At 67.6% G+C, this 26,591-nt stretch carries 28 protein-coding genes and 1 pseudogene; 17 read left to right on the top strand and 12 right to left on the bottom strand.

The window, feature by feature from the left end:
- Positions 1–125: 125 nt before the first annotated feature.
- Positions 126–386 (top strand): hypothetical protein, encoded by a 261-nt coding sequence (locus SM447_RS26950; protein WP_474575682.1) that lies wholly within the window; start codon positions 126–128, stop codon positions 384–386.
- Positions 383–1,759, top strand: a complete 1,377-nt coding sequence (locus SM447_RS26945) for a serine hydrolase domain-containing protein (protein ID WP_474575681.1) — start codon at positions 383–385, stop codon at positions 1,757–1,759. Before SM447_RS26950 ends, SM447_RS26945 begins: the two co-directional genes overlap by 4 nt.
- A gap of 167 nt (positions 1,760–1,926) precedes the next feature.
- Here the strand turns inward: SM447_RS26945 and SM447_RS26940 are convergent, their stop codons facing one another.
- A complete protein-coding gene (locus SM447_RS26940; RefSeq protein ID WP_474575680.1) occupies positions 1,927–2,313 on the bottom strand; it encodes a hypothetical protein in 387 nt (128 codons plus the stop codon).
- A gap of 287 nt (positions 2,314–2,600) precedes the next feature.
- On the opposite strand from SM447_RS26940, the gene SM447_RS26935 reads away from it, so the two are divergent.
- From SM447_RS26935 to SM447_RS26925, 3 genes are all read left to right on the top strand, one after another.
- On the top strand, positions 2,601–2,963 hold the full coding sequence (locus SM447_RS26935) for a hypothetical protein (protein WP_474575679.1): 363 nt from the start codon (positions 2,601–2,603) through the stop codon (positions 2,961–2,963).
- A gap of 199 nt (positions 2,964–3,162) precedes the next feature.
- Positions 3,163–3,942 (top strand): hypothetical protein, encoded by a 780-nt coding sequence (locus SM447_RS26930; protein WP_474575678.1) that lies wholly within the window; start codon positions 3,163–3,165, stop codon positions 3,940–3,942.
- Positions 3,943–3,944: 2 nt separating this feature from the next.
- Positions 3,945–4,817 carry a hypothetical protein gene (locus SM447_RS26925; RefSeq protein WP_474575677.1) on the top strand — a complete coding sequence of 291 codons (873 nt, stop codon included), beginning with the start codon at positions 3,945–3,947 and terminating at the stop codon, positions 4,815–4,817.
- A gap of 220 nt (positions 4,818–5,037) precedes the next feature.
- Here SM447_RS26925 and SM447_RS26920 read toward each other — a convergent pair whose 3' ends face one another.
- A complete protein-coding gene (locus tag SM447_RS26920; protein ID WP_474575676.1) occupies positions 5,038–5,925 on the bottom strand; it encodes a LysR family transcriptional regulator in 888 nt (295 codons plus the stop codon).
- Positions 5,926–6,115: 190 nt separating this feature from the next.
- On the opposite strand from SM447_RS26920, the gene SM447_RS26915 reads away from it, so the two are divergent.
- From SM447_RS26915 to SM447_RS26900, 4 genes are all read left to right on the top strand, one after another.
- Positions 6,116–6,916: a GNAT family N-acetyltransferase gene (locus tag SM447_RS26915; protein ID WP_474575675.1), complete on the top strand. Its 801-nt coding sequence runs from the start codon at positions 6,116–6,118 to the stop codon at positions 6,914–6,916.
- 188 nt (positions 6,917–7,104) lie between these two features.
- A complete protein-coding gene (locus tag SM447_RS26910; RefSeq protein ID WP_474575674.1) occupies positions 7,105–7,539 on the top strand; it encodes a hypothetical protein in 435 nt (144 codons plus the stop codon).
- The gene (locus tag SM447_RS26905) at positions 7,536–8,477 is read left to right on the top strand and encodes an ATP-binding cassette domain-containing protein (RefSeq protein WP_474575673.1); all 942 of its coding nucleotides are present in this window, start codon (positions 7,536–7,538) and stop codon (positions 8,475–8,477) included. The genes SM447_RS26910 and SM447_RS26905 overlap by 4 nt, the downstream gene beginning before the upstream one ends.
- Positions 8,474–9,223, top strand: coding sequence for an ABC transporter permease (locus SM447_RS26900; protein ID WP_474575672.1), 750 nt, complete (start codon positions 8,474–8,476; stop codon positions 9,221–9,223). Before SM447_RS26905 ends, SM447_RS26900 begins: the two co-directional genes overlap by 4 nt.
- 160 nt (positions 9,224–9,383) lie before the next feature.
- Here SM447_RS26900 and SM447_RS26895 read toward each other — a convergent pair.
- Positions 9,384–9,698, bottom strand: a pseudogene (locus SM447_RS26895) (site-specific integrase); the annotation flags it as partial.
- Between the two features lie 294 nt (positions 9,699–9,992).
- On the bottom strand, positions 9,993–11,003 hold the full coding sequence (locus tag SM447_RS26890) for a helix-turn-helix transcriptional regulator (RefSeq protein WP_474575671.1): 1,011 nt from the start codon (positions 11,001–11,003) through the stop codon (positions 9,993–9,995).
- Between SM447_RS26890 and SM447_RS26885 the strand changes: the two genes are divergently transcribed.
- Entirely contained in the window at positions 10,962–12,005 is a 1,044-nt protein-coding gene (locus tag SM447_RS26885) for an alpha/beta fold hydrolase (protein ID WP_474575670.1), read from the top strand. The genes SM447_RS26890 and SM447_RS26885 overlap by 42 nt on opposite strands.
- Positions 12,006–12,497: 492 nt before the next feature.
- Here SM447_RS26885 and SM447_RS26880 read toward each other — a convergent pair whose 3' ends face one another.
- On the bottom strand, positions 12,498–12,728 hold the full coding sequence (locus SM447_RS26880; RefSeq protein ID WP_474575669.1) for a hypothetical protein: 231 nt from the start codon (positions 12,726–12,728) through the stop codon (positions 12,498–12,500).
- A 99-nt stretch (positions 12,729–12,827) separates the two neighbouring features.
- Between SM447_RS26880 and SM447_RS26875 the strand changes: the two genes are divergently transcribed.
- Both SM447_RS26875 and SM447_RS26870 read left to right on the top strand, forming a co-directional pair.
- Positions 12,828–13,589: a TetR/AcrR family transcriptional regulator gene (locus SM447_RS26875; protein ID WP_474575668.1), complete on the top strand. Its 762-nt coding sequence runs from the start codon at positions 12,828–12,830 to the stop codon at positions 13,587–13,589.
- Positions 13,590–13,604: 15 nt separating this feature from the next.
- The gene (locus tag SM447_RS26870; RefSeq protein ID WP_474575667.1) at positions 13,605–14,255 is read left to right on the top strand and encodes a transposase family protein; all 651 of its coding nucleotides are present in this window, start codon (positions 13,605–13,607) and stop codon (positions 14,253–14,255) included.
- 61 nt (positions 14,256–14,316) lie between these two features.
- On the opposite strand, the gene SM447_RS26865 is transcribed toward SM447_RS26870, so the two are convergent.
- Positions 14,317–15,477, bottom strand: coding sequence for an amidohydrolase family protein (locus SM447_RS26865; protein ID WP_474575666.1), 1,161 nt, complete (start codon positions 15,475–15,477; stop codon positions 14,317–14,319).
- 899 nt (positions 15,478–16,376) lie between these two features.
- Here SM447_RS26865 and SM447_RS26860 point away from each other — a divergent pair.
- Entirely contained in the window at positions 16,377–18,527 is a 2,151-nt protein-coding gene (locus SM447_RS26860) for an MMPL family transporter (protein ID WP_474575665.1), read from the top strand.
- A gap of 182 nt (positions 18,528–18,709) precedes the next feature.
- Here the strand turns inward: SM447_RS26860 and SM447_RS26855 are convergent, their stop codons facing one another.
- The 3 genes from SM447_RS26855 to SM447_RS26845 form a co-directional block, all read right to left on the bottom strand.
- On the bottom strand, positions 18,710–19,150 hold the full coding sequence (locus tag SM447_RS26855) for an EAL domain-containing protein (RefSeq protein WP_474575664.1): 441 nt from the start codon (positions 19,148–19,150) through the stop codon (positions 18,710–18,712).
- Positions 19,151–19,363: 213 nt separating this feature from the next.
- Positions 19,364–19,516, bottom strand: a complete 153-nt coding sequence (locus tag SM447_RS26850; RefSeq protein WP_474575663.1) for a hypothetical protein — start codon at positions 19,514–19,516, stop codon at positions 19,364–19,366.
- Positions 19,513–20,292, bottom strand: a complete 780-nt coding sequence (locus SM447_RS26845) for an SDR family NAD(P)-dependent oxidoreductase (protein WP_474575662.1) — start codon at positions 20,290–20,292, stop codon at positions 19,513–19,515. Before SM447_RS26845 ends, SM447_RS26850 begins: the two co-directional genes overlap by 4 nt.
- Before the next feature lie 130 nt (positions 20,293–20,422).
- Between SM447_RS26845 and SM447_RS26840 the strand changes: the two genes are divergently transcribed.
- A complete protein-coding gene (locus SM447_RS26840) occupies positions 20,423–21,058 on the top strand; it encodes a TetR/AcrR family transcriptional regulator (protein WP_474575661.1) in 636 nt (211 codons plus the stop codon).
- A 263-nt stretch (positions 21,059–21,321) separates the two neighbouring features.
- On the opposite strand, the gene SM447_RS26835 is transcribed toward SM447_RS26840, so the two are convergent.
- Entirely contained in the window at positions 21,322–21,948 is a 627-nt protein-coding gene (locus SM447_RS26835; protein WP_474575660.1) for a TetR/AcrR family transcriptional regulator, read from the bottom strand.
- A gap of 164 nt (positions 21,949–22,112) precedes the next feature.
- Here SM447_RS26835 and SM447_RS26830 point away from each other — a divergent pair, with 164 nt between their 5' ends.
- On the top strand, positions 22,113–22,583 hold the full coding sequence (locus SM447_RS26830; protein ID WP_474575659.1) for an ester cyclase: 471 nt from the start codon (positions 22,113–22,115) through the stop codon (positions 22,581–22,583).
- A 252-nt stretch (positions 22,584–22,835) separates the two neighbouring features.
- Here SM447_RS26830 and SM447_RS26825 read toward each other — a convergent pair whose 3' ends face one another.
- Both SM447_RS26825 and SM447_RS26820 read right to left on the bottom strand, forming a co-directional pair.
- On the bottom strand, positions 22,836–23,246 hold the full coding sequence (locus tag SM447_RS26825) for a MerR family transcriptional regulator (protein WP_474575658.1): 411 nt from the start codon (positions 23,244–23,246) through the stop codon (positions 22,836–22,838).
- A 15-nt stretch (positions 23,247–23,261) separates the two neighbouring features.
- The gene (locus SM447_RS26820) at positions 23,262–24,281 is read right to left on the bottom strand and encodes an MDR family NADP-dependent oxidoreductase (protein ID WP_474575657.1); all 1,020 of its coding nucleotides are present in this window, start codon (positions 24,279–24,281) and stop codon (positions 23,262–23,264) included.
- Between the two features lie 344 nt (positions 24,282–24,625).
- On the opposite strand from SM447_RS26820, the gene SM447_RS26815 reads away from it, so the two are divergent.
- A complete protein-coding gene (locus SM447_RS26815) occupies positions 24,626–25,825 on the top strand; it encodes a sensor histidine kinase (RefSeq protein WP_474575656.1) in 1,200 nt (399 codons plus the stop codon).
- Positions 25,813–26,475 (top strand): response regulator transcription factor, encoded by a 663-nt coding sequence (locus SM447_RS26810; RefSeq protein ID WP_357590166.1) that lies wholly within the window; start codon positions 25,813–25,815, stop codon positions 26,473–26,475. Before SM447_RS26815 ends, SM447_RS26810 begins: the two co-directional genes overlap by 13 nt.
- The last annotated feature ends 116 nt before the right edge of the window (positions 26,476–26,591 follow it).

Here is a 26,591-nt window from a genome sequence, read left to right as displayed (position 1 = left end):
GGCAATTGCATTTACCCACAGTTCTGTTGCAACCATTGGCGTCTAGCTAGGGTTTTGCAGGTCCACTATGTTGACGGATTCTGAAATGCAACGTAGCTTTCCGTGTGTCGAAAGAGAGGATGGCGATGGTGCACGTGCTGGCCGTATCGACGGTGTCGGACAACAGCAGGTTCTGGAGTGGCCTGAAGAAGGCGCACGCCGCGCTCCCCAAGGGCGCCAAGTGGAAGGTGGCGGTGGCGAGCCAGGACGGGGCCAAGGCGGTCAACATCATCACCCACGACTCCATCGACGGCGTGCGGGAATTCTTCGAGACGCACGCGGGCGCCTACGCCACGACGGAGTACTTCGAAGCAGACGCGTCGAACGCGGTCGGTCTCCCGCGATGACGCTCGACCTGCCGCGGATCCAGACTCGGGTCGCCGAACTCCTGGCGGAGTACGGCATCCCGAGCGCCGCCATCGGTGTGCTCCACGACGGGAAGGTGGTCGAGTTCGCGGTCGGGCTCAAGAACGTGGAAACCCGGGAAGCTGCGACGATCGACACCGTCTACCAGTGCGGCTCCATGACCAAGACCTGGACCGCGCTCGCCTTCATGCAACTCGTCGACGAGGGGAAGACCGACCTGGACGAGCCGGTGCGGACCTACCTGCCAGGCTTCAGGGTGGTCGATCCCGAGACGAGCGCCCAGGTCACCCCACGTCACCTGCTTCACCACACCAACGGCATCGAAGAGGCGTACGGTGATCCCGGCGAGGACGACGACGTCTACGAGCGCATGGTCGAGAACATCGCCGACGCGCCCCAGGTCTTCCCGCTGGGCCACACCCACGGTTACAGCGCGGCCCTGGGATACGCGATCCTCGCCCGGATCCTGGAGGTACTCGACGGCAAACGCTGGGATGACATCATGCGAGATCGTCTCTTCGATCCCATGGGCCTGACCAGCACGTGCAGCTGGCGCCAGCAGGTGGACGACTACCGGGCCGCGACCGGGCACCTGATCCGCTCCCTGGACGAGGGTCCGATCGTCACGCCGGTGGACTACCTGCCGCGCGACTTCGGTCCCGGCGGCAACATCACCTCGACGATCTCGGACGTGCTGGCGATGGCGCACGTGCTGCTGCACGAAGGCACGGCACCGAACGGGAAGCGCATCGTCTCGGCCGAAACCATCCGGAAGATGATGTGTTCGCGAGTTCCCGTACCGGATCCGTACATGTTCGGGCCGGCATGGGCACTCGGCCTCATCGTGTGTGACTGGCACGGCGAAACCGTCTACGCCACCGACGGCAGCACGATCGGCCAGAACGCCCGGCTCCGGCTCCTGCCCGACTCGAAGACCGCGATCGCGATGCTGACCAACGGCGGACCACGGGAAAGCTTCTACCGCAAGGTGTACAACGAGATCCTGGTCGACCTCGGCACGGTCACCATCCCGGACCTGCCCGCACCGGACCCGACGCTACATCTCGACCTGTCCAGGTACGAAGGCGTCTACGAGCGGCCCGGCACCCGGTTCGAAGTGTCCACCGACAGCGGAACACTCCGTCTCACCCTCGTCGTCGACCCGATGCAGGCAGAGTTCCTCCAGAAGCCAGACCGCATCAGCTACGAACTCCGGCCGGTTAGCGAGACGAACTTCCTGATGCAGCCGGCGGACCCGTTGGAGGACACCCAGACGGTCGCGATCTACGACTTCACCGACGGCGCTGCCCGATACCTCCACACCAACTGCCGCGTACACCCACGTTCAGGTTGACACGCTGACAACACCGATCCGAACTGGCAGGGGCCTACGCTCGCCGCAATCAGCGACCTGCCGACCCTGCTCCGCCGCCGGTATGCGGACCTTCAGTCCGATAACAGTGCCCCCTGGTGCGGCACTGACCACCCTCAGGCTGTTCCCTGCCCCCGACATCCAATCCGTCACAATCCGAATCCAATCGCAGACAGGGCAGGCCCCGTCAGGTCGCAGTGATCACGCACCGCCTCCAGGAAACCCGTCAGCACCTCGTTGTCGATGTCGGCATCACCCCGGTACCCGGCGGACAACTGCCCTGCGTTACGCACGAGCGTGGGCATCGCCATCCCGGCCGCGGCGATCGTCCACTCCTTGCCCCGCAACCGGGCCCGCAGCACCAACTCTCGCCACACCGCATCACGACCCGCGTACCCACCGGGACGGGCCAACAGCCAGTCCCGCAGCACCGGCAACGGCACGACACCGCACGGCAATACCAGGTCTTGGCCGATGTCACGCGCCAGCCGGTCACGGTCAAGAGCCAACGGCGCCGGCCCGCGCGTCAGCGCCACGAACGCCGCGTCCGCGGCCAGTAGATGAGAGGACGGCCAGTGCGGGGTGTCGGATACGAACATGTCAATACTTCAGGGGACAGAGGGGGACACGACAGCGGTGATGTCGCCGACGGACATCGGCGGATCCCCATGCGAGCAGTACGCCACCGGTGTCTGACCCGGGCATGACAACCACGCCCCGCACCTGTCACCCACCACGGCCAGCCGGGGTCTGACACCAGCCCTCCCCGCCGCCGGCAACACCAGCCCTTATCTGGAATCTGGCCGATCTACTGTTCTCCGCCATGATCGAGATTCCCTGGAGCAAGTTTCCCCTGGTAGACGGGCGCGAGTATGCCCACCGCTGGCTGCAGTTCTACGCCAACATCGGCCGAGCGTCGAACACCATGGTCGCGTACGGGCGTGCGGTGAACGATCATCTGGACTTCCTGGCAGAGGCTGGCATCGACCCGCTGGTCGCGGGCGTGGATGTGGTCGCGGCGTGGATCGGCGACATGCTCAGTCGCCCGAACCCTCCGCCGGGTGCCGCGCACGACGGGCGTGTCGATCCAGCTCGTCCCCACGCCCGCAGCTTCCTGACGTACGACGGCGGCCAGCTGACCGTGGGCCCGAGGGACGGCGCAAACACCCGCTTCCTACTCAGCTGATCAAATCGAATCGGCGGACGTCGCTGCGCCAACTGCGCATGTGTTGCGTAATTCTACCGATGTTCGCGCCGCGCGAGGTTCGCGATACTCGGCGTCAGGGCAGGCAGACCCCCATCACGGGGGCGGGCCGCCCACTGTTTCCGGCCCTGTCTCGACAAACAAGGAGCGTGATGTGGACGGGAAATCCTGGGGACTCAAGGTGAGAGCCAGACTGTCGCGCGGTGTGGCGGTGGCGGCTCTGGCGGTCGTGGCGGTGCTGCCCGGCGCCACGCCGGCACAGGCGGTGGGCATCGATCAGGTGAAGAGGATGGGCCAGGAGGCTTTCAACCTGTTCATCGCACACCAACGGGGTGAGCTGACCGCCGAGCAGCTCTACACGGCGGTGCGGCAGTTCGTCGACATCGTCGGCGAGGCGGAGGACGCCATCATCGCGCACATGGACGCGGTCGCCTCGGCTCAGTGGGTCGGCGCCGCCGAGCACGCGCTGCTGGAGGTCCCATCCCTGCCGGACCTGACCGAGGACAACGCGGAGGAGTTCGCGCTGGAGATCAGCCTGTACGCGCGCCAGGCCAAGTCCACATTCGACGAGCTCTCCTCCGAAGCCGTCGCCGACCGCCTCGGCTTCGCGGTCGCCGCGCTGTACGCGGTCGCGCTCGAAGCGCGGGTCTGGGGCAACCTCAACACCAGCACCACGTTCATGCCGAGCTACAAGGCGGCGATGAAGGCGATCGCCGATCGGCTGGTGCCGCGGTGCACCGGCCCGCGCGAGGGCGACATGGACTACCACCCGTCGATCTACCACCAGGTGTACGAGTGCGTCACGCCCAACGGCATCGTGACCCTCCAGGACTACCAGGTCGACGGCGTGTGGCGGGAAGGGCCGTACACGCCAGAGACGCTCAAGGCCACGGCCGGCGCCAACTCCAGCTGGGCGGTCGCCGCAGACATCCTGCGACGCATGGAAAGCGAAGGGATCTGAGCATGACGGCCCTGCTGAAGAGGTTGGTGGTGCGAGGAGTGATCGCCACGGTGGCGGTCACCGGGATCGCGGTGCCGGCCGCCCCACGGCCGGCGCAGGCGGTGGACCCGGCCACGTTCATCCAGATAGCGCAGTACGCCTACGCCGCGTACAACCTCTACAACCAATCCCGGAGCGGCGGGCTCACGCTCGAGCTGGCGGTCAGCATGATGATCAGCGAGGTCCGCCGGTCCGAGCAAGCGATCAAGAACCACATGGACGCACTCACCGTCGCCGAGGTCCGCGGCTGCGCCGAGCACGCCATGCTGGAGTTCGTCGAGAGCCCGGAATTTTCGCTGAGCCTCAAGCAGCGGTTCGCGCAGGACGCCACCGCGTGCGTCACGGCCATCAACGCCCGCTACGACGCGGTCGCGGGCAACTACAACTACGCGGCGATGCGCGACCTCGCCGTCCTCATGGTCTCGCTGGGCCCGGTCGCGCTGGCGGCGCGGGCACAGGCGCGCCTCCAGACCGCGCAACTGGAGCAGTACCTGATCCCGGTCTTCAACAAGATGCTCACCACGTTCCAGGTGTCCTGCAATATGTACTTCGACCGGGCCTACCTGCCGATCCCGGACGAGGAGACCGTCTGGCAGGTCTATCCCGAGCTGTACATCCCCGGCTTCTTCGTGTGCGCGGAAAACCATGGTGGAGCGATGGCGCAGCGGCACGAGTACGCGGTGTGGTACTGGGGGGCGTTCAAGTCGTTCCCCGATCCGGCCAACCCCGGCCGGATGCTGGACTACTACCCGCACTTCCAGCTGCTTCGCCACGAGGTCGCGCAGAGGTCGCTGAACGGGCTCCTCACGGCGGCCGTGGCGAAAATACAGTCTTGATTGGACGGCGGCGACCGGCACGGTGTCGGTCGCCGTCTGTCCCGCGAGCCGGTCGTGCGAGACCAGGAGGGAGCCAGAGCATGATCGAGAGCCTCCGAACTACCGGGGAACCTCAGGCATACGGGTTCTCCCGCACCGGCCAATCTGTGGCGCGCGGCAGTCGGAAGCTTGTTGAGCCGCAGGCACCGTCTGCCGGTGGGAAGGGCGGCGCCAGGCCCGGCTACGTCGTTTGCTGCGCCTTCGTGACGACTTGAACGAAGGCGCGTACCAGGGCATTCTCTCCGCCTTTGCGCCACACCGGCGCGTAGTGCAGCGCCGGTCCGTCGGTGATGGGCAGGAAGGTGATGTCGCCTCGTCGCCGGGTGGCTGCCACATCCGATCCGATCGGGGACACGACGCTACCGCCGGCGATCGCTTGGAAGGCCTCCTCGAGGGTGACGATGCCCAGTCCGCGCCGGACGGGCCGCCCGGCCGGGGTGGTGGATGGGGTGTGCGCCTCCCACACGTAGTCGGGAATGGGTCCCTCGGGGTAGACCACCGGATGATCGCCGAGGTCCTCCAGCTCGACGCTGCCCCGGTCGGCCAGCGGATGATTGGCGGCCACCGCCAGCGCCAGCTTCTCGCGGTGCAGGACCGGCCCGACCGTGAGGTCGGGCTCGCGGATGGGCAGCCAGAGGATCCCGATGTCGACCGAACCGGCCCGCAGCGGCCCGAGCGGGTCGGTCGGCAGGATTTCGCGCAGGCGCAGCTCGCACTGCGGGTGCCGCTGCCGGAACAGGTCGAGGACGGCCTCGACCGACTGGTATTGGGTGGCCATGGTGCCGACGGTCAGCGTGCCGGCCTGGCCGCGTGCGGTGGCGGCGGCCTCCTCGATGCCGGAGATGATCTCGCTGTAGCCGGCGCGGAGGCGGTCGCGTAACCGTTCGCCGAGCGGGGTGAGTCGAACGGCGCGGCTCGTACGCTCGAACAGGCCCCCGCCGATCCGGCGTTCCTGCTGTTTGATCGACTGGCTGACCCGCGACTGGGACACGTGCAAACGCTCGGCCGTGCGACCGAAGTGAAGCTCTTCGGTCAGCGTCAGGAAGATCTCGATGTCGCGCAGTTCCACCAGACGGCCCTACCTTCGATCATTGCGGCCTGGAATTGGGCAGTCTACGGCCGCGACGGGAACGGGCGGCACGAGCGTGGCTCGGACCACCGGCCGTCGCGGGGTCGGTCGTCGATCGATCACCGCTGGCTAATGCGGCGATGCGATCTTCTGCGTTGTTCGGCCGGGGCGGCCGGGCGAGGGTGGACGCATGAGCGAAAGCGTGATCGACATCGTGGCGGCGCCGGATCATCTCGGGACCCCACGCTGGCACGCTGTGACGTCGCCCGGTTCGGTGGCCGGGGTCGCCGATCTACGTCCGGTCATGCCGTTCGAGTACGAACTGCCACCGCCGACCGCCCTGCGGCCGGGCACCCTTGATCTGAACCTGTATGTGCAGCCGCAGTGGCGTCGACGAGGGATCGGATCGCGGCTGCTGGCCGCCGTTGGTGCACACGCCGTGGGACGGCGGCTGATCGTGGAGACTGCCCCGGATTCCGCCGCGCAGTCGTTCTGCGAGCGGCACGGATTTCGGCGCACCGGATCCAGGATCCATAACCTGCTCACCTACCGCGATATTCACCATGCCTGGCTGGGTGAGTTGGTCGACGTCGAGCACCCCGGATACCGACTGCGTCACTGGACCGGGGACGCGACTGGCGCGAACAGCGTCGAGCAACTGCTCCGGCATCCGAGCCGACCGGGTGATGCGGTGGTGAGCACCGCCGAGGCGGACGGCGGCGTGGTCGCCTACGTCTTGGCGATGACGGGAGCACCGTCGCAGCGTCGCGCCCGCCAGTACGGCCCTGCCGTGCTCGTCGGTCATCGCGGACGGCGGCTGGGGCTGTGGGTCAACGCCGCTCTGCTCACGCGACTGCGCGAGATCCACCCACACGTCGAGGAGATCGAGACTCGCACCGCCGACGAGGACTCCGACCTGGTCGCCCTGCATCGACACCTGGGCTACCGCCCTCTCGGGCGGCTTCTCCGCTACGAACTCACCCTGCCGTAACCGGCGGCCCTGATCCCGGTCCAGCAGCACCGGGCCGACGCGTCCACTGAGAAGAGGTTTGTCATGAAAGATCCCGTCTGTCCGCGGACGTGCGCCGCCCCGGGCAGGAGCCGAGACCCGCCCGGTGATCCCGGGCCGCCACCCGGCGGTCGCCACCTGCCCACGTCAACGTCAAGGAGCTCACCACCGTGTCCGTCAACCTTTCCACCCAGGACAAACTCACGCTTCGCACGGCCGCGTACGGTGCGGTCACGCTGCTGGCGGCCGCCGGAGCCGCCGCCGGCTCACCCCACAAGATCGCCACCGCAGGGTCCATCGCCCTGGCCTCGGCAACCGGCCTCGTCGGGCACGTGCTCGCGGAGAAGTCCAGGGGTATTGACCTGGGCGGCAGGTCGGTGGCCGAGATCGCCGACCGCGTTCTGCCCGCCCTGACCGAGGCGATGCGCCTGCTCGCCGAGCAGGCTCCGGCCGAGGCCGACAACTTCCGCCGCACCGTCGTCGTCGCCCTCGACGCAGCCGTCCGTACCCGGCAGGGCGCACCCGGTCCCACCGTCGCCGACATGACCAACAAGATCATCGCGGCGCTCGACGCCGCCGAGGCCACCCCGGAGGTGACCACGTGACGACCCCGGCGATCTCGGTCTCCGGCCTGCGCAAGGCGTACAAGGACAAGACCGTCCTCGACGGCGTCGACTTCGACGTCCACGCCGGCACGGTGTTCTGTCTGCTCGGCCCCAACGGCGCGGGCAAGACGACGACGGTGAACGTGCTGACCACGCTGGTGCAGGCCGACGGCGGCACGGTCCGGGTCGCCGGCCACGACCTTGCCACCGACGCCAGGGCGGTCCGCGCGGCCATCGGCGTCACCGGCCAGTTCGCGGCCGTCGACGAGCTGCTGACCGGACGCGAGAACCTCCAGCTGATGGTGGACCTCAACCGCAGGGTCGCCGGCGACGGCGATCGGATCGTCGCGGACCTGCTGGACCGGTTCGAGCTGACCGCCTCGGCGGACAAGCCGACCTCCACCTACTCCGGGGGCATGCGCCGCAAGCTCGACCTGGCGATGACGCTGGTCGGCAATCCGCGGATCATCTTCCTCGACGAGCCGACGACGGGCCTGGACCCGCGCAGCCGCCGCACCATGTGGTCGATCGTGCGTGACCTGGTCGCCGACGGCGCGACCATCTTCCTCACCACGCAGTACCTGGAGGAGGCCGACCAACTCGCCGACCGCCTCGCGGTGCTCGACCAGGGTCGCCTGGTCGCCCAGGGCACGCCGGAAGAGCTCAAGCGCCTCATCCCCGGAACACACGTACGGCTGCGGTTCTCCACCGCCGCCGAACTCGACGCCGCCGCCGGGATCTTCCCCGTGGCCACCCGAGACGACGACGCGCTGGCCCTGCGGGTGCCCGCCGACGGCGGCACGAAGTCACTGCGGGCCCTGCTGGACCGGCTCGACGAGCACTCCCTCAGCGCCGAGGAGTGCTCCGTACGCACCCCGGACCTCGACGACGTTTTCCTCGCCCTGACCGGCCACGCCACGGAGGTCGACACGAAATGAGCGCCCAGTCCCATTCGCTGGTCATGCTGCGCCGCAACCTCAAACACCTCACCCGGAACCCGACCTCGGTGTTCAACGCCGTCCTGATGCCGATCATCATCCTGCTGATGTTCGTGTACATGTTCGGCGACGCCTTCAGCGTCGGCGTGGACTACGTCGACTACGCGACGCCGGGCATGATCCTGCTGGCCGTCTGCTACGGGCTGGGAGCCACCGCGACGGCGGTGAACTCCGACATGACCAAGGGCATCATCAACCGGTTCAAGGCCATGGACGTCTCCCGCGGCGCGGTGCTGACCGGCCACGTCATCACCAGCGTGCTGACCAACGTGATCGCCATCGCGGCGCTCGTCGGAGTGGCCTTCCTGCTGGGGTTCCGCCCGGAGGCGAGCCTGACCGACTGGCTCGCCGTGGGTGGCGTCGTCGTTCTGCTCGCGTTCGCGGCGGGCTGGTTCACGGTCGCGCTGGGACTGTCGGCGAAGTCGCCGGAGACAGCGGGCATGGCCGCCGTGCCGCTGGTCATGCTGCCGTTCTTCAGCAGCGCGATCGTACCGGCGGAGAAGATGGGACCGGGTCTTCGTCAGTTCGCCGAGTACCAACCGTTCACGCCGATCATCGAGACCGTGCGCGGCCTGCTCGACAGCGCGCCCGACACCACCGACGCGGCCGTCGCCGTCGCCTGGTGCGTGGCGATCGCCCTCGTCGGCTACCTGTGGGCTCGTTCCGCCTTCACGAAGCGAGCGTGACCCGGGCCGGTGTGGGGCGTTGCGGCGCCGTCTCGGTGAACGTAATCCGACGAGGCGGCGCCACAACGGGACGAGAGCCCTTGCGCTCGGCACCTGGCCGTCGCGGCCGAACGGCCGTCACCGGTATGTCCTTGTCAAGCTGTCCGATCAGGGGCCGTCTGCTGGAGTGCCCGAGCAGGTCTTGCAGGGTCTTGAGGTCAGCGCCGGCTTGGTGGGCGAGGGACGCGGCGCCGTGGCGTAGGTCGTGCAGTCGCACGCACCGGCGGTAGTTCGGCGCGGTCGGTGAGTTTGCGGAACCGGGTGGTGGCGTAGTTCGGGTTGATCGGCAGTCCGTCGGGGCGGGTGAACACGTACCCGGAGTCCGTCCAGGGTGCACCGGCGGCGCGCTGGTCGAGCTGGTGGCGGCGGCGGGCGCGAGCACCGCGACGGTGTGCTTGTCGAGGGCGACCGGGCGGCGGCTCGCGGCGGTCTTGGGTTCGCGCCCGCTCGGATGTCGGGTGTCGACCCGAGCCGCCGCGACTTTCGAACCGACCAGCCAGCTACCACGAGCCGCTCCGTGTCGTGAGCAAGGACGCCGCCCGGCCAGGCACCGTACTGATCTGGCCGATGAGCGTGCGTCGACCGATGCTCGGGGGTGCTGCCACGACTGCTGCTCCTTGCCGCGTCGATGACGAGCGGCATCCTCGCATAGCTCGTTGTTATGGAGGCTGGAGAGGTGGGCCGGGTAGCTGGCGCTTATCTCGTCGTAGTGCCGTGCGAGCAGTCGGAGTCATCGATGCAGTGGAGCCTGATGACCTTGGTTCTCGTTCTGCGGTACGACGTGCTGCCGGTCTGAGCCGTATCGTTCGACGAGCGCGTTGCCGATCGAGGCCAGGTGGCCTCGTACTCCCGGAGGGCCGGTTACCTCGAGGTATTCGACAAGCCCGGCAAGCTCGCCGGCGAGTATGTATTCGTCGTTGCCGCGGATCACGACCTCGATGCGGCCATCGGCCGTGGAACCTCCCACTTCGAGTCGAGCGCCGAACCCCATCCGGAGCACGCCTATCCCGTGAGGCGCGCACACTGCCCGGGCCTTGTGGGGTGTTCGTTTACGGTCGACCTCGTCGGCGATCTCGCGCCAGCTCTCGGCAAGGTCGAAGTCCTCGGGCCGGTGCACGGGATCGGCGGTCGGGTCGACCGACGAAACGCGGTCGATCCGGAATGTCCGCCGGCCGGTCTCGGTGTTGGCGACGAGGTACCACGACGGGCCTTTGGCGACGATGCCCAGCGGGTGAACGGTTCGCTCGGTTTCGGTGCCTTCGCGGTCGACGTAGCCGAGCCGGACCTGGACGCCGTAAATCACGGCGTCCTGGAGTTCGTCGAGGAAGCGAGGCGGTCGGGGCTCGACTCGGCTCGATCCCCATCGTTGTGGGTCCCTGACGAGCGACGACGACGCCGCCTCGGCCTGTGCCCGGAAGGGTTCCGGCAGGGCTTGGACGAGCTTGCGCAGGGCTGCTTTCACGGCCGGCGTGACAGACGAGGCCGGGCCGGCGACCAGGAAGAGGGCGCGGGCCTCACTCGCGGTCAACCCGGACAGGTCGGTGCGGGCGCCGCCCACGAGGCGCCAGCCGCCGCCTCGGCCCTGCACGGAGTACACCGGAACGCCGGCCATAGCCAGGGCGTCGAGGTCGCGGCGGGCGGTGCGCTCGGAGATCTCCAGCTCTTGGGCGACCTCTGCTGCGGTCACCTGCTCGCGCTGTTGCAGCAGGAGGAGGATGGCTATCAACCGGTCGGCTCGCACTTCGCCAACCCTTCCACAAAAACCGGTCAGAAGGTGACCGGTATCGGTCGGCATGATGCCGGCATGACAACCGATTTTCCCGAGCCCACCCGCATTTCGGTCAACGGTGTGGAACTCGAAGTCTTCGAGGCCGGCCGGCAGAACGCGGGGAACCCCATCGTGCTCTGTCACGGCTGGCCGGAGCACGCCTTCTCCTGGCGCTATCAGGTGCCGGCCCTGGCCGCGGCGGGCTACCACGTCATCGTTCCGAACCAGCGGGGTTACGGCAACTCGTCCCGTCCCGCCGAAGTGACGGACTACGACATCGCACACCTGTCGGGTGACCTCGTCGCCCTGCTCGATCACTACGGCTACGAGGATGCCACCTTCGTCGGCCATGACTGGGGCGCATTCGTCGTCTGGGGTCTGACCCTGCTGCACCCGAACCGGGTCAACGGCGTGGTAGCGCTGAGCGTGCCCTACCAAGAGCGCGGAGAGATGCCCTGGATCGAGTTCATGGAGGCCGTGCTCGGCGCCGATTTCTACTTCGTACACTTCAACCGGCAGCCGGGCGTCGCGGACGCCGTGTTCGAGGAGAACACGTTCCAATTCCTTCGGAACCTGTACCGGCAGAACGTGCCCCTCGCAGATCCTCAGCCGGGCAACGCGTTGATCAACCTCGCCAGAGCGGAAACCCCACTCGGTGAGCCCGTCATGAGTGACAGCGAACTGGCCGTCTACGTCTCCGCCTTCGAGTCGACAGGGTTCACGGGCGGAATCAACTGGTACCGAAACCTCGACCGCAACTGGCGCCTGCTGGCGGACGTGGACCCGATCATCCGGCAGCCCACCCTCATGATCTACGGCGACCGCGACACGGTCGGGAGGGCTGAAAGACTGGCGGAGTTTGTGCCGAATGTGGAAGTGGTCAGTCTGGACTGCGGTCACTGGATCCAGCAGGAGAAGCCGGAGGAAACCACCGAGGCAATTTTGGAGTGGCTGGACCAGCGGGATGCCGCCTAACACTCCAGCAGGACATCCGCCTCATGGTCGCCTCCCTGCACGCGCTCGGCATCAGCGTCGACCGGCGGGCTCGCGACCGATCCGCGACGCTGATCCGGCAGTTGCCGCGCAGCTGGCACGCCTGCGGGCGAGCGACCTTCCCAGCCCGCGCAACAACTGGGGTGCGTCCCCGCGGTCCGACCGGCCGGCGACTGACTCCGCCACGCCGGTCATAAACCGGACCGTGCAGCCTCCTCGGCGTTGTCCCTTCGCCATCGAGTGACGATGAACCCCACGGTGCGGCGGCCCCAACCTCCCGCAACTCGTCGGAATTGAGCTTCGCTAGCTCGGCGTCCACTCGCCCGCCCAACCGAGATCCTGCGACGCCACGCCCGCCGCCGATCGACTGCGCTGGACGGGCGTGGCAACCGGTGGGGCGCTCGGGCTTCTACCTGGCGGTGAGTAGTAGCGATCCGGGGCGGCGTGACCGTTGCTTGGTGTGCCCGTCGGCGGTCACCGGACCGTGTCGGGGTAGACCTCGACATCGTAGAGCAGCTTTACGTGGTGACGGCCGTTGGTGATGCCGACGAATACGGGGGCGCCGGCGGGGGTGCGGCCGTGCCGCCATACCTGTTCGCGAGCTGCTTCGAGGGATTCGTGATGGATCTTGCCAACTTGGTGGAGGTGCAGGACGCGCCGAGCGGTCAGTCGGTCGGTGTCGACGTGGATACGTAGCAACGGCACGGCCCTAGCTCCTTCGCCCGCGCAGACAGCACTCACATTGACGCGCTCAGGCAGGTTACCGACGTTAAGTTAGCTGCGCACCGTATTAAGCTCGCTGTCGTGACTACCGCAGAACCGGACCTGCCAACTCCAGCACCGGCAGGATCGAACGACCGCACCGCGTCGTCGGTGTGGCTGCGACCGCAGCCGTCGCGGCCGCGACGCCCACCGCCGTTGACCCTCGAGCGGATCGTGGCCGCCGCCGTGACCCTGCTCGACGAGCACGGCGTCGAGGGGTTGACGATGCGCCGCCTGGCAGAGCGGCTCGACGTCACGGCGACCGCGGTGTACTGGCACGTCGCGACCAAGGACGACGTCCTCGACCTAGCCGTCGACCGGATCTTCGGTGACGTGCCCATCCCGGAAGCCAGCCACGACTGGCAGGCCGACATCCGAGCGCTCGTCGAAGCCTGGCGTGCTGCCATGCTGCGCCACCCGTGGGCACCCAGGCTGATCGGACGCCCGATGCTCGGACCCAACGTCCTGTCCCGGACGGAGTTCCTGCAGGCGGCCCTCGTGCGCGGCGGCTGCCGTGGACTCCACCTCGCCGTGGCCACCCGCACCCTGGCCAACTACGTCATCGGCGCCGCCCTCACCGAAGCCACCTGGCACCGCAGCGCCAACCCTCAAGTGAGAGCCGCAGCCCGCGACCACATCACCGCCAGCGCCAACGACTACCCGACCCTGCACGCCTCCGGCCACCTCGACGACACCCGCTGGAGCGACCGGGTGCTGTTCGAGGAAGGCCTCAACAGCATCCTGTCGACCATCACACGGCCAGCAACAACACTGGACGAGCCGTTGCCGACCCAGCACCGGTGAAGCCTGGTCACCGGGTTGGCGGCAGTACCGGACCGGCGCGACCGCCGCGGTGTCGTTCATGCGCTGTTCGCAGTCTTGGCCACCGCGATCGCGGCGGTGCTGACCGGTGCCCGCTCCGCGGCGGCGGTCGCGGAATGGGCTGCTGACGCACCGCAACAAGTCCTCGCTGAACTGGGTGTTTCAGAGATCCGTGCACCGGCCGGTTCCGGGTGCCGGACGAGTCGACAAACCGGCGCGTCCTGGCCGGTGTCGACGCCGACGCCCTGGACGACACGGTTGGCGGTGGGCTCTTGCGTTCCGGCCGGTGCCGAGCTCGGCCCGGCGTGTGTACAGCGTGGACGGCAAAGACCTTGCGAGGCAGCGGCCCGGCCGGCTCCCAGGTGCATCTGCTCGCTGTGCTCGATCAGCACACCGGGACGGTCCTGGGCCAGGTCGATGTCGACGGCAAGGCCAACGAGCCGACCCGCTTCCAAGCCGTGTGGCAGAACGCCCGATGCTGCAACGGCACTGGGTTCGCTCTTCGCCGTCGGTGGCAATGCTGTGCTCGCCACTGACGGCGTCTGGGTGTGGCCAGGCGATGACGTGGTCGTTGTCGCGGTGACGTGGGCGGGGCGAGGGTCGGCTACGGGGCTCCGCAGCGGACCCTCGCGAACCGCGCTGTCTTGACCAGGCGGGTCGGCACGCTGGGGATCTCAGGAGAGTCGCTACTGCTGCCGACGCCGGCGCGTCACTTCACGGGCACTTTCATTCTGAACAGTTTCTCTGCATTTCGGAACGCAATCTTTTCCTTGTCTTCGCGTGGCAAGTCGACTCCGCGGAACCAGTCGGTCTGCGCCTTTATGTCCGCGAACGGGTAGTCGGTTGCGAACATCACTCGGTCCACGCTTATGTACTTCAGCAGGAGATTGAGCAGTTCGGTCTGCGGGAATGCGCTGGTTGTGACCCAGAAGTTGTCCTGGAAGTATTGCTCGAAGGGCTTCTTAAGCGAGTTTTCTGTCGGCTCGCCCATGTCATTGGCGATCCGCTCGTAGTAAAAGGGAAGACCTTCGCCCATGTGACCGATGATGATCTTGAGTTTGGGGAATCTGTCAAAAACCCCGTACGTGATCATCCGAATGCATTGGGTCAGCACCTCCTGGTGCCAGCCATACCCAGACCCACTGAAAATGTAGGGTTGGAATTCCTTCGTGTATTCAGAACGTGTGGTGCTGTAAAGGATCTCGAAGATCTCGTCAGCTGGATAGCCGGGATGTAGGTAGATCGGCACATCGAGAGCAACGGCACGTGCCAGCACAGGCTCGAAATCGGGATGATCGAGGTACTTCTTCGTGATATGCCCGTTGGTCAGTGCGCCCAAGAAGCCATCCTCCCGAACCGAGCGTTCCAGTTCGTCCGCCGCCGCCTCCGGGCTCTGCAAGGGCAAGGTGGCGAAAGCCTTGAAGCGGCCTGGATATTTGGCGATTGGCCCGTCTACAAGCTGCCGGTTAAGACGATAGGCAAGGTCGATGCCCCTTTGCCCAGGGACATTTTGTACGGACGGCGTATGAGCAGAGAGGATTTGAACGTTGAGTCCCCCCGCGTCCATATCGTCGATGCGGCGTTGGCCTAGATCCGAAAGGCCAATTTCCTCAAGGAATGCTATATGCTCGTCATTGATGGAGTTCAGCTTCAACAACGTGGGAGTCGAAAATGTCTCCTCCGTGCCGATGAAGGGCAGGTCCCGGTCTCGCTGGTAAATTTCCGCGGTCTTGTCCGCGTTCTGGTCCGGAGCCTGGTCCGGAGTCTTGTTGTCGCTCGCTGCCGAGACAATGGCATGCGTGGACACGCCGGCGCCGATGCCGAGTGCCGTGGCGGCGGCCAGGAAGCTGCGGCGTCCCATGGGCTTCATGTCAGTCTCCCTTCAGGGGTTTGTGTGGCGTGGTGTCCGTACGGCATCCGTCTGCGAGATGCTTCAGATCGAGCCTTCGTCGCCCAGGTCTCCACCCGAGCCGGGTCCCTCTCTGCGACCTCGGCGCCGGTCCCGCCGAAGCGCTGCCGGCCGGGAGCAGGGGTCTTCGCGTCCTGCCCGGGGTCGAGGAACCGCTCGCTCGCGTGCGGGCTGTGCGGGCCGGTCGCGGCGGGCCCCGCACTGTTGTGGGGGTGCGAACCGCAGGCGGCGACCGGGTACGCCGTCGGCAGAGCCATGGTGGACGCCCCGAACCTCAATCGCCCGGGCGGCGCTTTCCCCGACGGCGCTGCATCCACTGCCATCACTAGCCTCCTGTCGACGGGTTACCTCGCTTGTCTGACGCCGACTTCGTACCTAGTGAATCTGAGACGAACGTTAATGTGATCAGGTCGGTTGTCCGAGCCAGGTGCCCGGCGCACGCGTCAGCGTGGTGGACTTCTACGCCTGCCTGGCCGCCCGGGTCCAAGGTGATCATGGAGTTTCTCTAGGACTTCACGAGACCGAGAACTCCACCCGCCGATGGCAACAGACACGCCGACCAAGGGGCGTGCGCTCCTGCTGAGCCTTGTCAACCACGCGGGGGCGCGGCCGCGTGGACCGCACGGGTCAACACCGTCACCGCCCGCACGGACCTGGTCGACGTCGACGCCTTGCTCATCCTGCCAACGGCTGTGTTGCCCAAGACGCGCCCACCGAGCGTGATCTCGACGTCACTGTTGGCCCGTGTCGGGCACCTGGCTCGGAGCACCGGCCTGAGCACCACATTAATGATCGTCTCAGACTCACTCGGTACGAAGTCGGCCTCGGACAAGCAATGTAACGCCTGCGTAGGAGGATCGATGGCAGTCAACGTAGCGCCGACCAAGGACGCGCCGCCCGGTCGGCTGGCCAGCCGGTGGGTGCCGTGGTTGGTAATCGGCTTGTGGGTGGCCCTGGCGGCGGTCATGGTGCCGTTGAGCGGAAAATTGAGCTCGGTCACCACCGACAAAGCCGTGGACGCCCTGCCGGCAAGCGCCGAGTCCACCAAGGTGGCGGTGCTGGAGGAGAGTCTTCCCGGCGCGGAGGACAACACGTTCGTCTTCGTGTACCACCGCGCCGGCGGCTTGACCTACGCCGACCGCGCCACGGTCGAACGCCACTACAACACCCTTGCCAAGCGGTACCCGCCGAAGACGGCGACGTCCGGCGAAGAGGATGACGACGGTCCCCCGATCAGGCCGTCCACCAACGGCAAGGCAATGATGTTCACCCTCGACCTGAGCACGGCCTACGGCCCGCCGGAGGAACTCGTCGGCCCGTTGCGTGACGCCGCGAAGGAACGCCCCGCCGGCCTGGAACTCGAGGTGACCGGCCCGGCCGCGATCGACGGCGACCTGGACGCCGTCTTCGACGGCATCGACGAGCAGGTCTTCCTCACCACCGTCATCGTCGTCACGATCCTGCTCATCCTCACCTACCGCAGCCCGGTGTTGTGGTTGATCCCGCTGGTGGCCGTGGGCGCGGCCGCGCTGACCTCGATGGCGACCGTCTACCTGCTCGTCAAGAACTTCGGCATCGTGGTCGACAACCAGACCTCGGCGCTGCTGACGATCCTGGTCTTCGGCGTCGGCACCGACTACGCGTTGTTGCTCATCGCCCGATATCGGGAGACGCTGCATCATCACGAGAACGTCCGGGTGGCGATGGTCCACGCGCTGCGCGGCGCGGCGCCGGCCATCATCGCGTCCGCGGCCACCGTGGTCGCGGGTCTGCTCTGCCTGCTCGCCGCGGACCTGAACAGCACCAGCGGGCTGGGCCCGGTCGGTGCGGCCGGCATCCTGTGCGCGCTGGTAGCCATGCTGACGCTGTTCCCAGCGGTGCTCGTGGTCCTCGGCCGGCGGATCTTCTGGCCGGTCATCCCGCGGTTCAGCACGGCCGTGCAGGCCAAGCCGGGGCTGTGGGGACGGCTCGGCACCGCCATCAACCGCCGCCGCTGGGTGGCGACGCTCAGCTCGCTCGGCATCCTCGGCGTGCTCTGCGTCGGGCTGACGGGCAACACCGGCGCCCTGCGGGAGCAGGACCAGTTCCTGTCCCCGCCGGAGTCGGTCACCGGCTTCACCGTTCTGCGCCAGAACTTCCCGGAGCTCGGCGGCCAGCCGATGACCATCTACACGCGGCCGGCGTACCAGCAACAGATTCTCGACGTCGTCAAGCGCACTCCCGGCGTGGCGCAGGCCGAACCGGGCCAGACCGTCGGAGGCTGGACAGACATCTCCGTGTTCCCGACCGACGCGCCGGACACCCCCGCCGAGTACGACACGATCAAGCGGGTGCGCACCGCCGTGCACGCGGTCAACGGGGCGGAGGCGATCGTCGGCGGGCCGAGCGCGGAGAACCTGGACACCGAAGTCACCACCAGCCGCGACGAGAAGCTGGTGATCCCACTGGTGCTCGTCGTCGTCCTGATCGTCCTCGGGCTGCTGCTGCGCGCGATCGTGGCCCCGCTGGTCCTGATGGCCACCGTGGTCGTCTCCTTCGCCGCGGCCTTCGGCGGCAGCGTGTTCGTCTTCGAGACCATCCTCGGGTTCAAAGGCATCGACTCTTCCGTGCCGCTGCTGGCCTTCCTGTTCCTCGTGGCGCTCGGCATCGACTACAACATCTTCCTGGCCAGCCGAGCCCGGGAGGAGACCGTACGTCTCGGCACCAGAGACGGCATGCTCAAAGCCCTCTCCGCCACCGGTGGCGTCATCACCTCGGCGGGCCTGGTCCTGGCCGCCACGTTCGCGGTCCTCGTCTCCCTGCCGCTGGTGATGCTGGTCGAGGTCGGGTTCCTGGTGGCCTTCGGCGTGCTGCTCGACGCCCTGCTCGTGCGGTCGGTCCTGGTGCCCGCCCTCACCCTGCTGATCGGCCGGCGAATGTGGTGGCCGAGCCGGCTGTCGCGTCCGCCGGCGTCGCCGCCGAGCGGGCGACACTCCCTCGTCGACCACGAGGAGCCCGTGCTGCAACAGTGAGCCGCGGCGGCACGGACGAGTCCGGGACGGGGACCCAGGCCCCGTCCCGGATTTTTTCCTGGGTCCGGCGCTCAGCGGTGTCTCGGAACCCGTTGCGGACGTTGCCAGCGATCCCGCTGGTAAAGACGGCGGGAATTCCCGTAACGGGTCGCGGGTGAAGACGGTGCTCATCGACGCCGGGGTCACCTCTCGGCGCCGACCGCCCTCCGCTCCGCGAGCCAGGTCACCATCTCGGCGGCGGGCATCGGATCGGCGTAGCGGGATCCCTGGGAGGTTCGGAATCCGGCCTCGCGGATGGCCTCGACAGGGTCGTCTGCCTCCACCCCGGCGGCGACCAGCTCGTAGCCGAGCATCTGGGCGGCGAGGGCGAGAATCTGCACCATGGTGCGGCCGTTGCCGGATTCGTCGAGGGCGATGGCGCGGCCGATCTTGTTCTGATGCACCGGGAAGGCAAACAGCCCTGCCAGCGTCGCATGGGTTACGACGAAGTCGTCCGGAGCGATGCGCACCCCGATGGCCGCCAGTTCGGTAATTGCCTCGCCGGCGCGTTCGAGGTCGGTCGCCTGGTCCTGAGCGATCTCGAGGATGAGCCGGTCTGGCGGTGTGCGGTCTCCGCCAGGCAATCGCGCACCGTGGTGACGAATGCCAGGTCGTACAGCTGGGCCGGCACCACACTCACCGCCACGGTCAGGTCCAGGTTGCTCTGCCCACGCCACGCGGCGAGCTGGGCGGAATCCCTTCGGGCGCAAGATCATGAGGGCCTGCCCAGCGGAAACGCGGGACGGCCCCTTCTTGTTGTTTGCCCGCTGTGGACGGTGGGTGCCACTCGGGTGTCATCACGTTCCGTGAACGTACGTCATGTGATGACTGCTTGACCTGCGGCTTCTTCCGGCTGCGGGTGTGATCTCGATGGCGCGCCTGATCTCGTGCGGCAGTTGTGCCAGCGGGTCGAGCGTGCGGCGTCCGCCATGCAGGTCGGCGGGGTTCATGCGGTTTCCTTCTGTAGAGCGGGACCGAGGAGCAATCCGCCGTCGATGACATACTCGGCGCCGGTGATGAAGGCCGCGTGGGGCGAGATGAGAAACAACAGCAGCGCAGTGATGTCGGCGGGCTGCCCGAGCCGCGGGACAGCGAACGGCTCGGGCGAGTAGAAGTCGGCGATCGGGGCGTCGCTGCCGGCCGCCGGCTCGGTGATGAACGGGGTGGCGACAACGCCGGGGTGGATGGCATTGACGCGGATGTTGTCGCGGCCCAACTCAAGGGCAGCGGTCCGAGTGAGCCCTCGGACCGCCCACTTGCTGGCGACATAGGGCGCATAGAAAGCAGTACCGCCGATGCCCATGGTGGAGGCGATGTTGACGATTGCTCCTCCCCCCGCGCGCCGCAGCGCCGGGGCGGCTGCCTTGATGCCGAGGAAAGTGCCGGTGAGGTTGATGTCGAGGATGCGGGCCCACGTAGCCCGTTCCGTTGACTCGATGAGGGCCGGCGGGTTCTGCACCCCGGCGTTGTTGACCAGGATCGTGAGCGCACCGAAGACCTTCTCGGTCTCCGCGATGGCGGCGGCCCACGACTCCTCCTGGGAGACGTCGAGGTGGACGAAAAGCGCCGCACCTCCCAGCTCGGCGGCGAGGTCGACGCCGCGCTCGGCATCGATGTCCCCGATGACGACGTTGGCGCCCTCGCTGTGCAAGGCACGAACGTGGCTGGCGCCCTGCCCGCCGGTGCCGCCGGTCACGAGTACGGTCTGATTGGCGAAGCGGGGCATCTGATCCTCCGAGTACCGAGCGGTGAACGACAGCCCGCAGGAGCGGGTGGTGAGCCGGGTGACTCACCATGCCGACGCTACGCCCACTCCGAGTGGTGAGTCAACCCACTCACCTCGCTATGATGGGCGCATGACCCCAGCGCCGTCGGCCTACCACCAGCGCGTGGCGCAGGAGAAGCGTGCGCTCATCGTGCGGGCCGCTACCGAACTTTTCCTCGAGTTGGGCTACGACCGGGCATCACTAGCGCGTGTTGCCGACAGTGCTGGCGTTTCGAAAGCGACGCTGTTCAAGCAGTTCCCGACGAAGGCAGCGTTGTTCGATGCCATCGTCATCGACTCGTGGGCCGAGAACGACGTCGCCGACGTGCCGCCCGCCGGCGACCTGAAGGCCGGCCTGACGGTCCTCGGACAGCGCTACGCGACGCTGATGAGCCAGCCGGCGATGACCAGCCTGTTTCGTATCGTCATCGCCGAACTGCCGCGCTTTCCGGAACTGGCCAAGGCGCATTTCTCACAGGGCAAATTGCCGTACTTCGAGTCCGTCCGGGGCTACCTCATGACCGAGTGCGACGCGGGAGCCGCCGACATCGCTGACCCGGAGATGGCCGCTACGCAATTCCTCGGGATGATCTCCAACTACCTCTTCTGGCCGAGCCTTCTGCTCCCGGACTGGACGGTGACACCTGCCCGCACGACCGCGGTTGTGGACGAGGCCGTCCGAACCATGGTTGCCCGGTACGGCACCGATAAGCCATTTTCATCGTGATGAAGGGGGCGTGAGCAGGTGCGCAGCGGCGTGTCGTTACTCCAGATAGGCCGAAGCTCCCGGTAGGACAGCAGTCGAGCACGAACGACGCCCAGGACGGGAGTTCGTTGCTGACCTGTCCTGCAGGTTGCTCAGCGGCCCGGCGAGGTTGGCAGGAAGGCAGCGGGGTTCGCGTCAGGAAGCCGCCGCCGGATGATCACGGCTTTCCTCGATCTCGGTCAGGCTATCGTCCCGAGTTCGCCTTGGCAGCGGCCAGATGGCAGTCATTCCCGCACCGACGGGCCATTATCGGCCTCGTCCATCCGCTGACCGTGCAGCACGCGAAGTGCGTCGAGTGCGACTGCGGTGAGAACGGCGCGGCCGACACCGGCGCGGCCGAGCAACTCCATCCCCCGAGTGACGGCGACGAAGTAGACGGCCAGCGATTGCACGTTCGCGTCCTCCGGTATGTCCCTGCTCTCCCGCGCATGTTCCAGGCATTGAGCATAGACGCCGGCGAGCTGTTCGATGCCGTCCTTCGCGGCCGTCGAAAGCGGATCCTCCGCGCCGGTCGATTCGACCAGCGCACGCGTGGTGAGCGAGACCCGCCGATCACTGCTACTGAACTCGATCGCCATCATGAGCATGTGACCACGAATGCGTTCCAGCGGCGAAGCGTCATCGTGTCCGAGCGCTTCCGAGACAGCGCGCGTCGCCTCGTCCCGATCCTCAGAGAGCGCCCGGAAAAACAATTCCCGCTTCCCGCCGAACGCGTTGTACAAGCTCTGCTTCCCTAGGCCGGTCGCCCGTACGAGGTCGTCCAGCGTCGCAGCGGCAAGGCCGTGCACGGCGAACACCTCACTAGCGCTGCTGACGACTTCGCTCTCGAGGAACTTGCGGGGACGGGGCATGTGAGCAAGCCTACGTTATTGACCGTACGGTCAAAAACCTGCTAGCTTGACCGAGCGCGCATCACTGAAACCACGACGGAGGCGTCGTCGACCTAAGCGACGGCGTCATCACTTGACTCCTGCCCGACATGTGGCGTATCAACCAAGATCAAGGAAGAGCAGAAGTGAAGAGTAACGAAGAGGTTGTTCGCGAGGCATACCGGCTGTCGGAAGGCAACGTCCTCGATGGACACGGTTTTCGCGCCTTGTTCACCCAGGACGGGACCTTCAACGACGTGCCGAACTCGCTAACCTTCCGCGGGGACCAGATTCCTCAGGCGCTGACTGGCTTCGCCAGCGTCTTTCCCGACGTCCACCGCGAGCTACTCGAAGTGCATGCGCTCGGTGATGTCGTTGCCGTCAAACTCCGCATTCAGGGAACGCATCTCGGCGGGTTCCCTACCCCGGTCGGCGAAATCCCGCCGACCGGCAACCGGATCGACGTACCGACGGCGGATCTCTGGCATCTCCGTGACGGAAAAATCGAAAGGTTCGACTGTTACAACGCAGCGAATGTGCTGCTCGCTCAACTCGGGGCCAACCCCGACTTCAACTCGGCAATCGAGGCCGCCAAGACAGCCGCCACAGGGGCGTAGTGCTGGTGCGACGAGCATCCTTCGCGTCCGGCCCTGTCCGGTGCGTGGTTGCCGCCTCCGGCTGGGCTTGATCATGGTTTGGCGCGCCGACCCTGAACCGGATCCTGAAAGGCGGGCATTCTCGTGATGAAGGCGGGCAGATCCGGGCTCTCACCGAACTTCGGCGTCATGCTGGTGATTTCTCCTCGCGACCGTCCAGGAAGCGACTCCCCTGGTAGGCGGGCTGTCTCACATCGGCGCAGGGAGGGCGGGTCAATGGGGGTCTGCCGTCGCGGGTGGCGCTTTCTCGGCCAACTGAGCGTGGCAGACGGACAGCAGTTGCCGCAGTCGGGTCAGCCGGGTGATTTGCTCGTCGATGACCTCCAACCGGCGGCGGAACATTTCACTCGCCTGCGGCAGCCGGATGCGGTCGGGCACGGTGTGTTCGGGCAGAGTGTCGCCGTCGAGCAGATGAAGGTGGGCGCTGAGCGTGGCGATGTCGTCAACGGTCAGGCCGAGCGACAGCAACTCACGGATGATCTTCACTCGGGCCACGTCGGCATTGCTGTAGGTCCGTTGCCCGGTGCGGGTGCGTATCGGTGGCGGCAGCAGTCCTCGCTGTTCGTAGAAGCGAAGCGCCCGCGGTGTGGTTCCCGCTGCCGCTGCGGCATCACCGATACGCATCGCGCCTCCCGACTGTCAGAGCTCTACGAGGACGGCGCCGACATGCCGTCCCTCGACGACCTCCTGGAACGCTTGGGCGGCCCGGTCGATTCCATGGATGCGGGAATGCGGAAACCGGATGTCGCCGGTGTGTAGCCAGGCGCCGAACCGCTGCGTCCATTCGGCGAGCGCGTCGGGGTGGTCCGCGGCGTTGAACCCGCGCATGCTGATTCGCTTGAGCACGATGGGCACGAGGTCCAGTTCCAGCGTCGCGGTCGTGCCGGTGCCCTTGGCGGCGAGTTGCGCCGACAGCGCGCCGATCAGAACGATGCGGGCGTGGGGCCGGGCGGCTTGCACCGCCGCCTGAAGTTGTTCGCCGCCGACGGTGTCGAGCGCCACGTCGATACCGTCCGGAGCGGCGTTGGCGAGCTGCGTGGCGATCGGTTCCGCTCCGCGTACGATGACCGCGTCGTAGCCGAGTTCGGTGGTCAGGACGCGGGCCTTTGCCGGTGAGCCGGTGGTACCGATGACTCTGGCCGCGCCGAGACGACGGGCGATCTGGCCGGCGAGGGAACCGACGGCGCCGGCGGCGCCGGTGATGAGCACCGTGTCGCCGGTACGAACGGCGGCGGTGCGGGTCAGCGCCGCGTACGCGGTCCAGCCCTGAGACAGGTGGGCCAGCGGATCCGGTAGCGAGTCTCCGAGGCGACGGCACCGGTCGGCCGGGACGACCGCGTACTCGCGCCAGCCAAGGTCGTGCCCGACCAACTCGCCCGGACGCAGGCCGCTGGAGTAGGGGGCGGCGACGACCTCGCCGATCGCGGCGCCGGGCAACGGATCGCCGGGGCGCGGACCGGGCAGTCCCGCCGCGGCCGCGCCGATGAGGGTCCGGAGCAGGGCCGCGGAGACCAGGAAGGCACGATTGCGGACCAGGACTTCGCCGGGCGCGTGGGGTGGCACCGGGACCTCAACGATGCTGAAGTCTTCCGGGCGCGGCAGGCCGTCCGGAGTCGTGAGCAACTGAACCTGACGATGGACGGAAGGCAGTGGAGGCACGTAACGCTCCTTGCTCGGTCGGTGGAGCGCGACCGTAAACCCTGACCCATGCGTCAGCTGCAACACTCAAGGTGGATGTCGGGCAGTCCTAGGGCGCGGGCCTCTGGCTGGGTTCGTGCCGTTCGACGAGTTTGCCGGACGAGATTTCCGGCACCCACAGGACTGGTACAGCAGGCTGTACTTTCTGGGCCGCGGCACGTCGGAGCCGACCTTGCGTCGCTATCGTCTCTGCCGGGAGGTACGGGATGCCGTGCAGGGACGCCGCTGGCGCATCGGTCGCTGCGGGACAACTGGGCCCGCAGCTTTGGCGGGCGGCGCGGCGATACCTGCGACGCCGCCTACGAATGTCTGTCGACGCCATCGAACACCTCGTCGGCGGCCTCGGCACGTCGATCCTGGCGCTGGCGGCCGTACTGCTCCTGGTCCTGGTGGCGCTCGCCAGCGTGGTCGGCATCGGCCTGGCGATGGTCCCGTCGGCGGCGAAGGCGGTCCGGCTCGCCGCCAACCGGGAGCGGGCCCGACTGTCGCGATGGGACCGCGACCTGCCCCTGCCGCCGGCGGTCCCCACCAGCCTGCGCGACGTCCTGCGCGACCCATGGTTTCGGCGCGAGTGCGCGTTTGTGGGCATCCACGGCACCGTCGGGTTCGGGCTGGGTGTGCTGGGGCTGTCCCTACCCATCTCCGCCGTGCAGAGCCTGTTGTTCCCGCTCTACTACTGGATGCTGCCGCCGGAGGCGGGCGGCCCGGGGTTCGTCGTGTGGCGGATCGATGGATTGCCCGACGCGCTGGTGGTGGGGCTGATCGGGGTCGGCTGGCTCGCCGCGACCGTGGCGCTCAACCCGCCGATGGCCGGGCTGCAGGCGCTGCCGGGGCGGCGGTTGCTGGCCCCACCGCGCGACGTCGACATGTCGCTGCGGATCGCCGAGCTGACCGCGACCCGGGCGGCCGCGCTGGACGCGCACGCCGTCGAGCTGCGCCGCATCGAGCGGTCCCTGCACGACGGGGCACAGAACCGGCTGGTCGCGGTCACCGTACTGCTGGGTGCGGCGCGGCGGGCGATGCTCCGGGATCCGGCGCGGGCGGTGGAGATTCTGGACCGCGCGCACGACTCGGCTGAACTGGCGCTGGCGGAGCTTCGCAGCGTCGTACGCGGGATTCTGCCCCCGGTGCTCGACGACCGTGGGCTCGCCGCCGCGCTCGACGGTCTGGCCGCCGGCTGCGGGTTGCCGTGCACGGTGCGGGTCGACGTCCCCGGCCGATGCGCCGCGTCGGTCGAGGCGACGGCGTACTTCGTGGTCGCGGAGGCGCTGACCAACGTCGCCCGGCACAGCGGTGCCGCCTCGGCGTCGGTCACGGTGCGACGCCACGCCGACCGGCTGCACGTGTCGGTCGTCGACGACGGCCGGGGCGGTGCCGACGAGGGCCGCGGCTCGGGCATCGGCGGCATCCGGCGGCGGGTGGAAGCCCACGACGGCCGCTTCACTCTGACCAGCCCACGTGGTGGGCCGACGACACTACTCGTGGAGCTGCCGTGCGGATCGTGATCGCCGAGGACGACGCTCTGCTTCGGGAGGGTCTGTCGCTGCTGCTGCGGGCCGAGGGGCTCGACGTGGTCGCCACCACCGACTCACCGACGACCTTCCTGGCCGCCGTGGACGAGTTCCGGCCGGACGTCGCGATCGTCGACGTCCGGATGCCGCCCACCCACACCGACGAGGGCATCGTGGCCGCTGTCGAGGCCCGGCGTCGTCGACCCGACCTCGCGGTGCTGGTCCTGTCGGCGTACGTCGAGCAGGCGTTCGCCACCGACCTGCTCGCCGGCGGCGCGGTCCGGCTCGGCTACCTGCTCAAGGAGCGGGTCGGCCGGGTCGAGGAGTTCCTCGCCGCGCTGCACCGGGTCGCCGACGGCGGTACGGCGATCGACCCGGAGGTGGTCGGGCAGCTGTTCGCCCGCAGCCGTCCCGACAGCACCCTGAGTCGGCTCAGCGCCCGGGAACGTGACGTGCTCGCCCTGATGGCCGAAGGGCTTGGCAACGGGGCGATCGCGCAGCGGCTGTTCGTCACCGACGGGGCCGTGCACAAGCACATCCGCAGCATCTTCGCCAAGCTCGGTCTCGCCCCGGACGACCGCGCCGACCGGCGGGTGACGGCGGTGCTGCGCTACCTCGAGGACGCCCAGCGCCGCAGTCGGTGAGCCCAGCGCCGCGCGATTGGTACAGCCTGCTGTACCCCGGTTGGCCAGTACGCTAGATCGTCCGACAACCCGTCTGACCATAGCGTTTTCCATGTCATCGTCCTCAGACGACATGG

The organism is Micromonospora aridisoli (genome assembly GCF_056150025.1).
The sequence above is the reverse complement of the archived record's forward strand: the minus strand, read 5'-3'. Positions and strand labels throughout refer to the sequence as shown.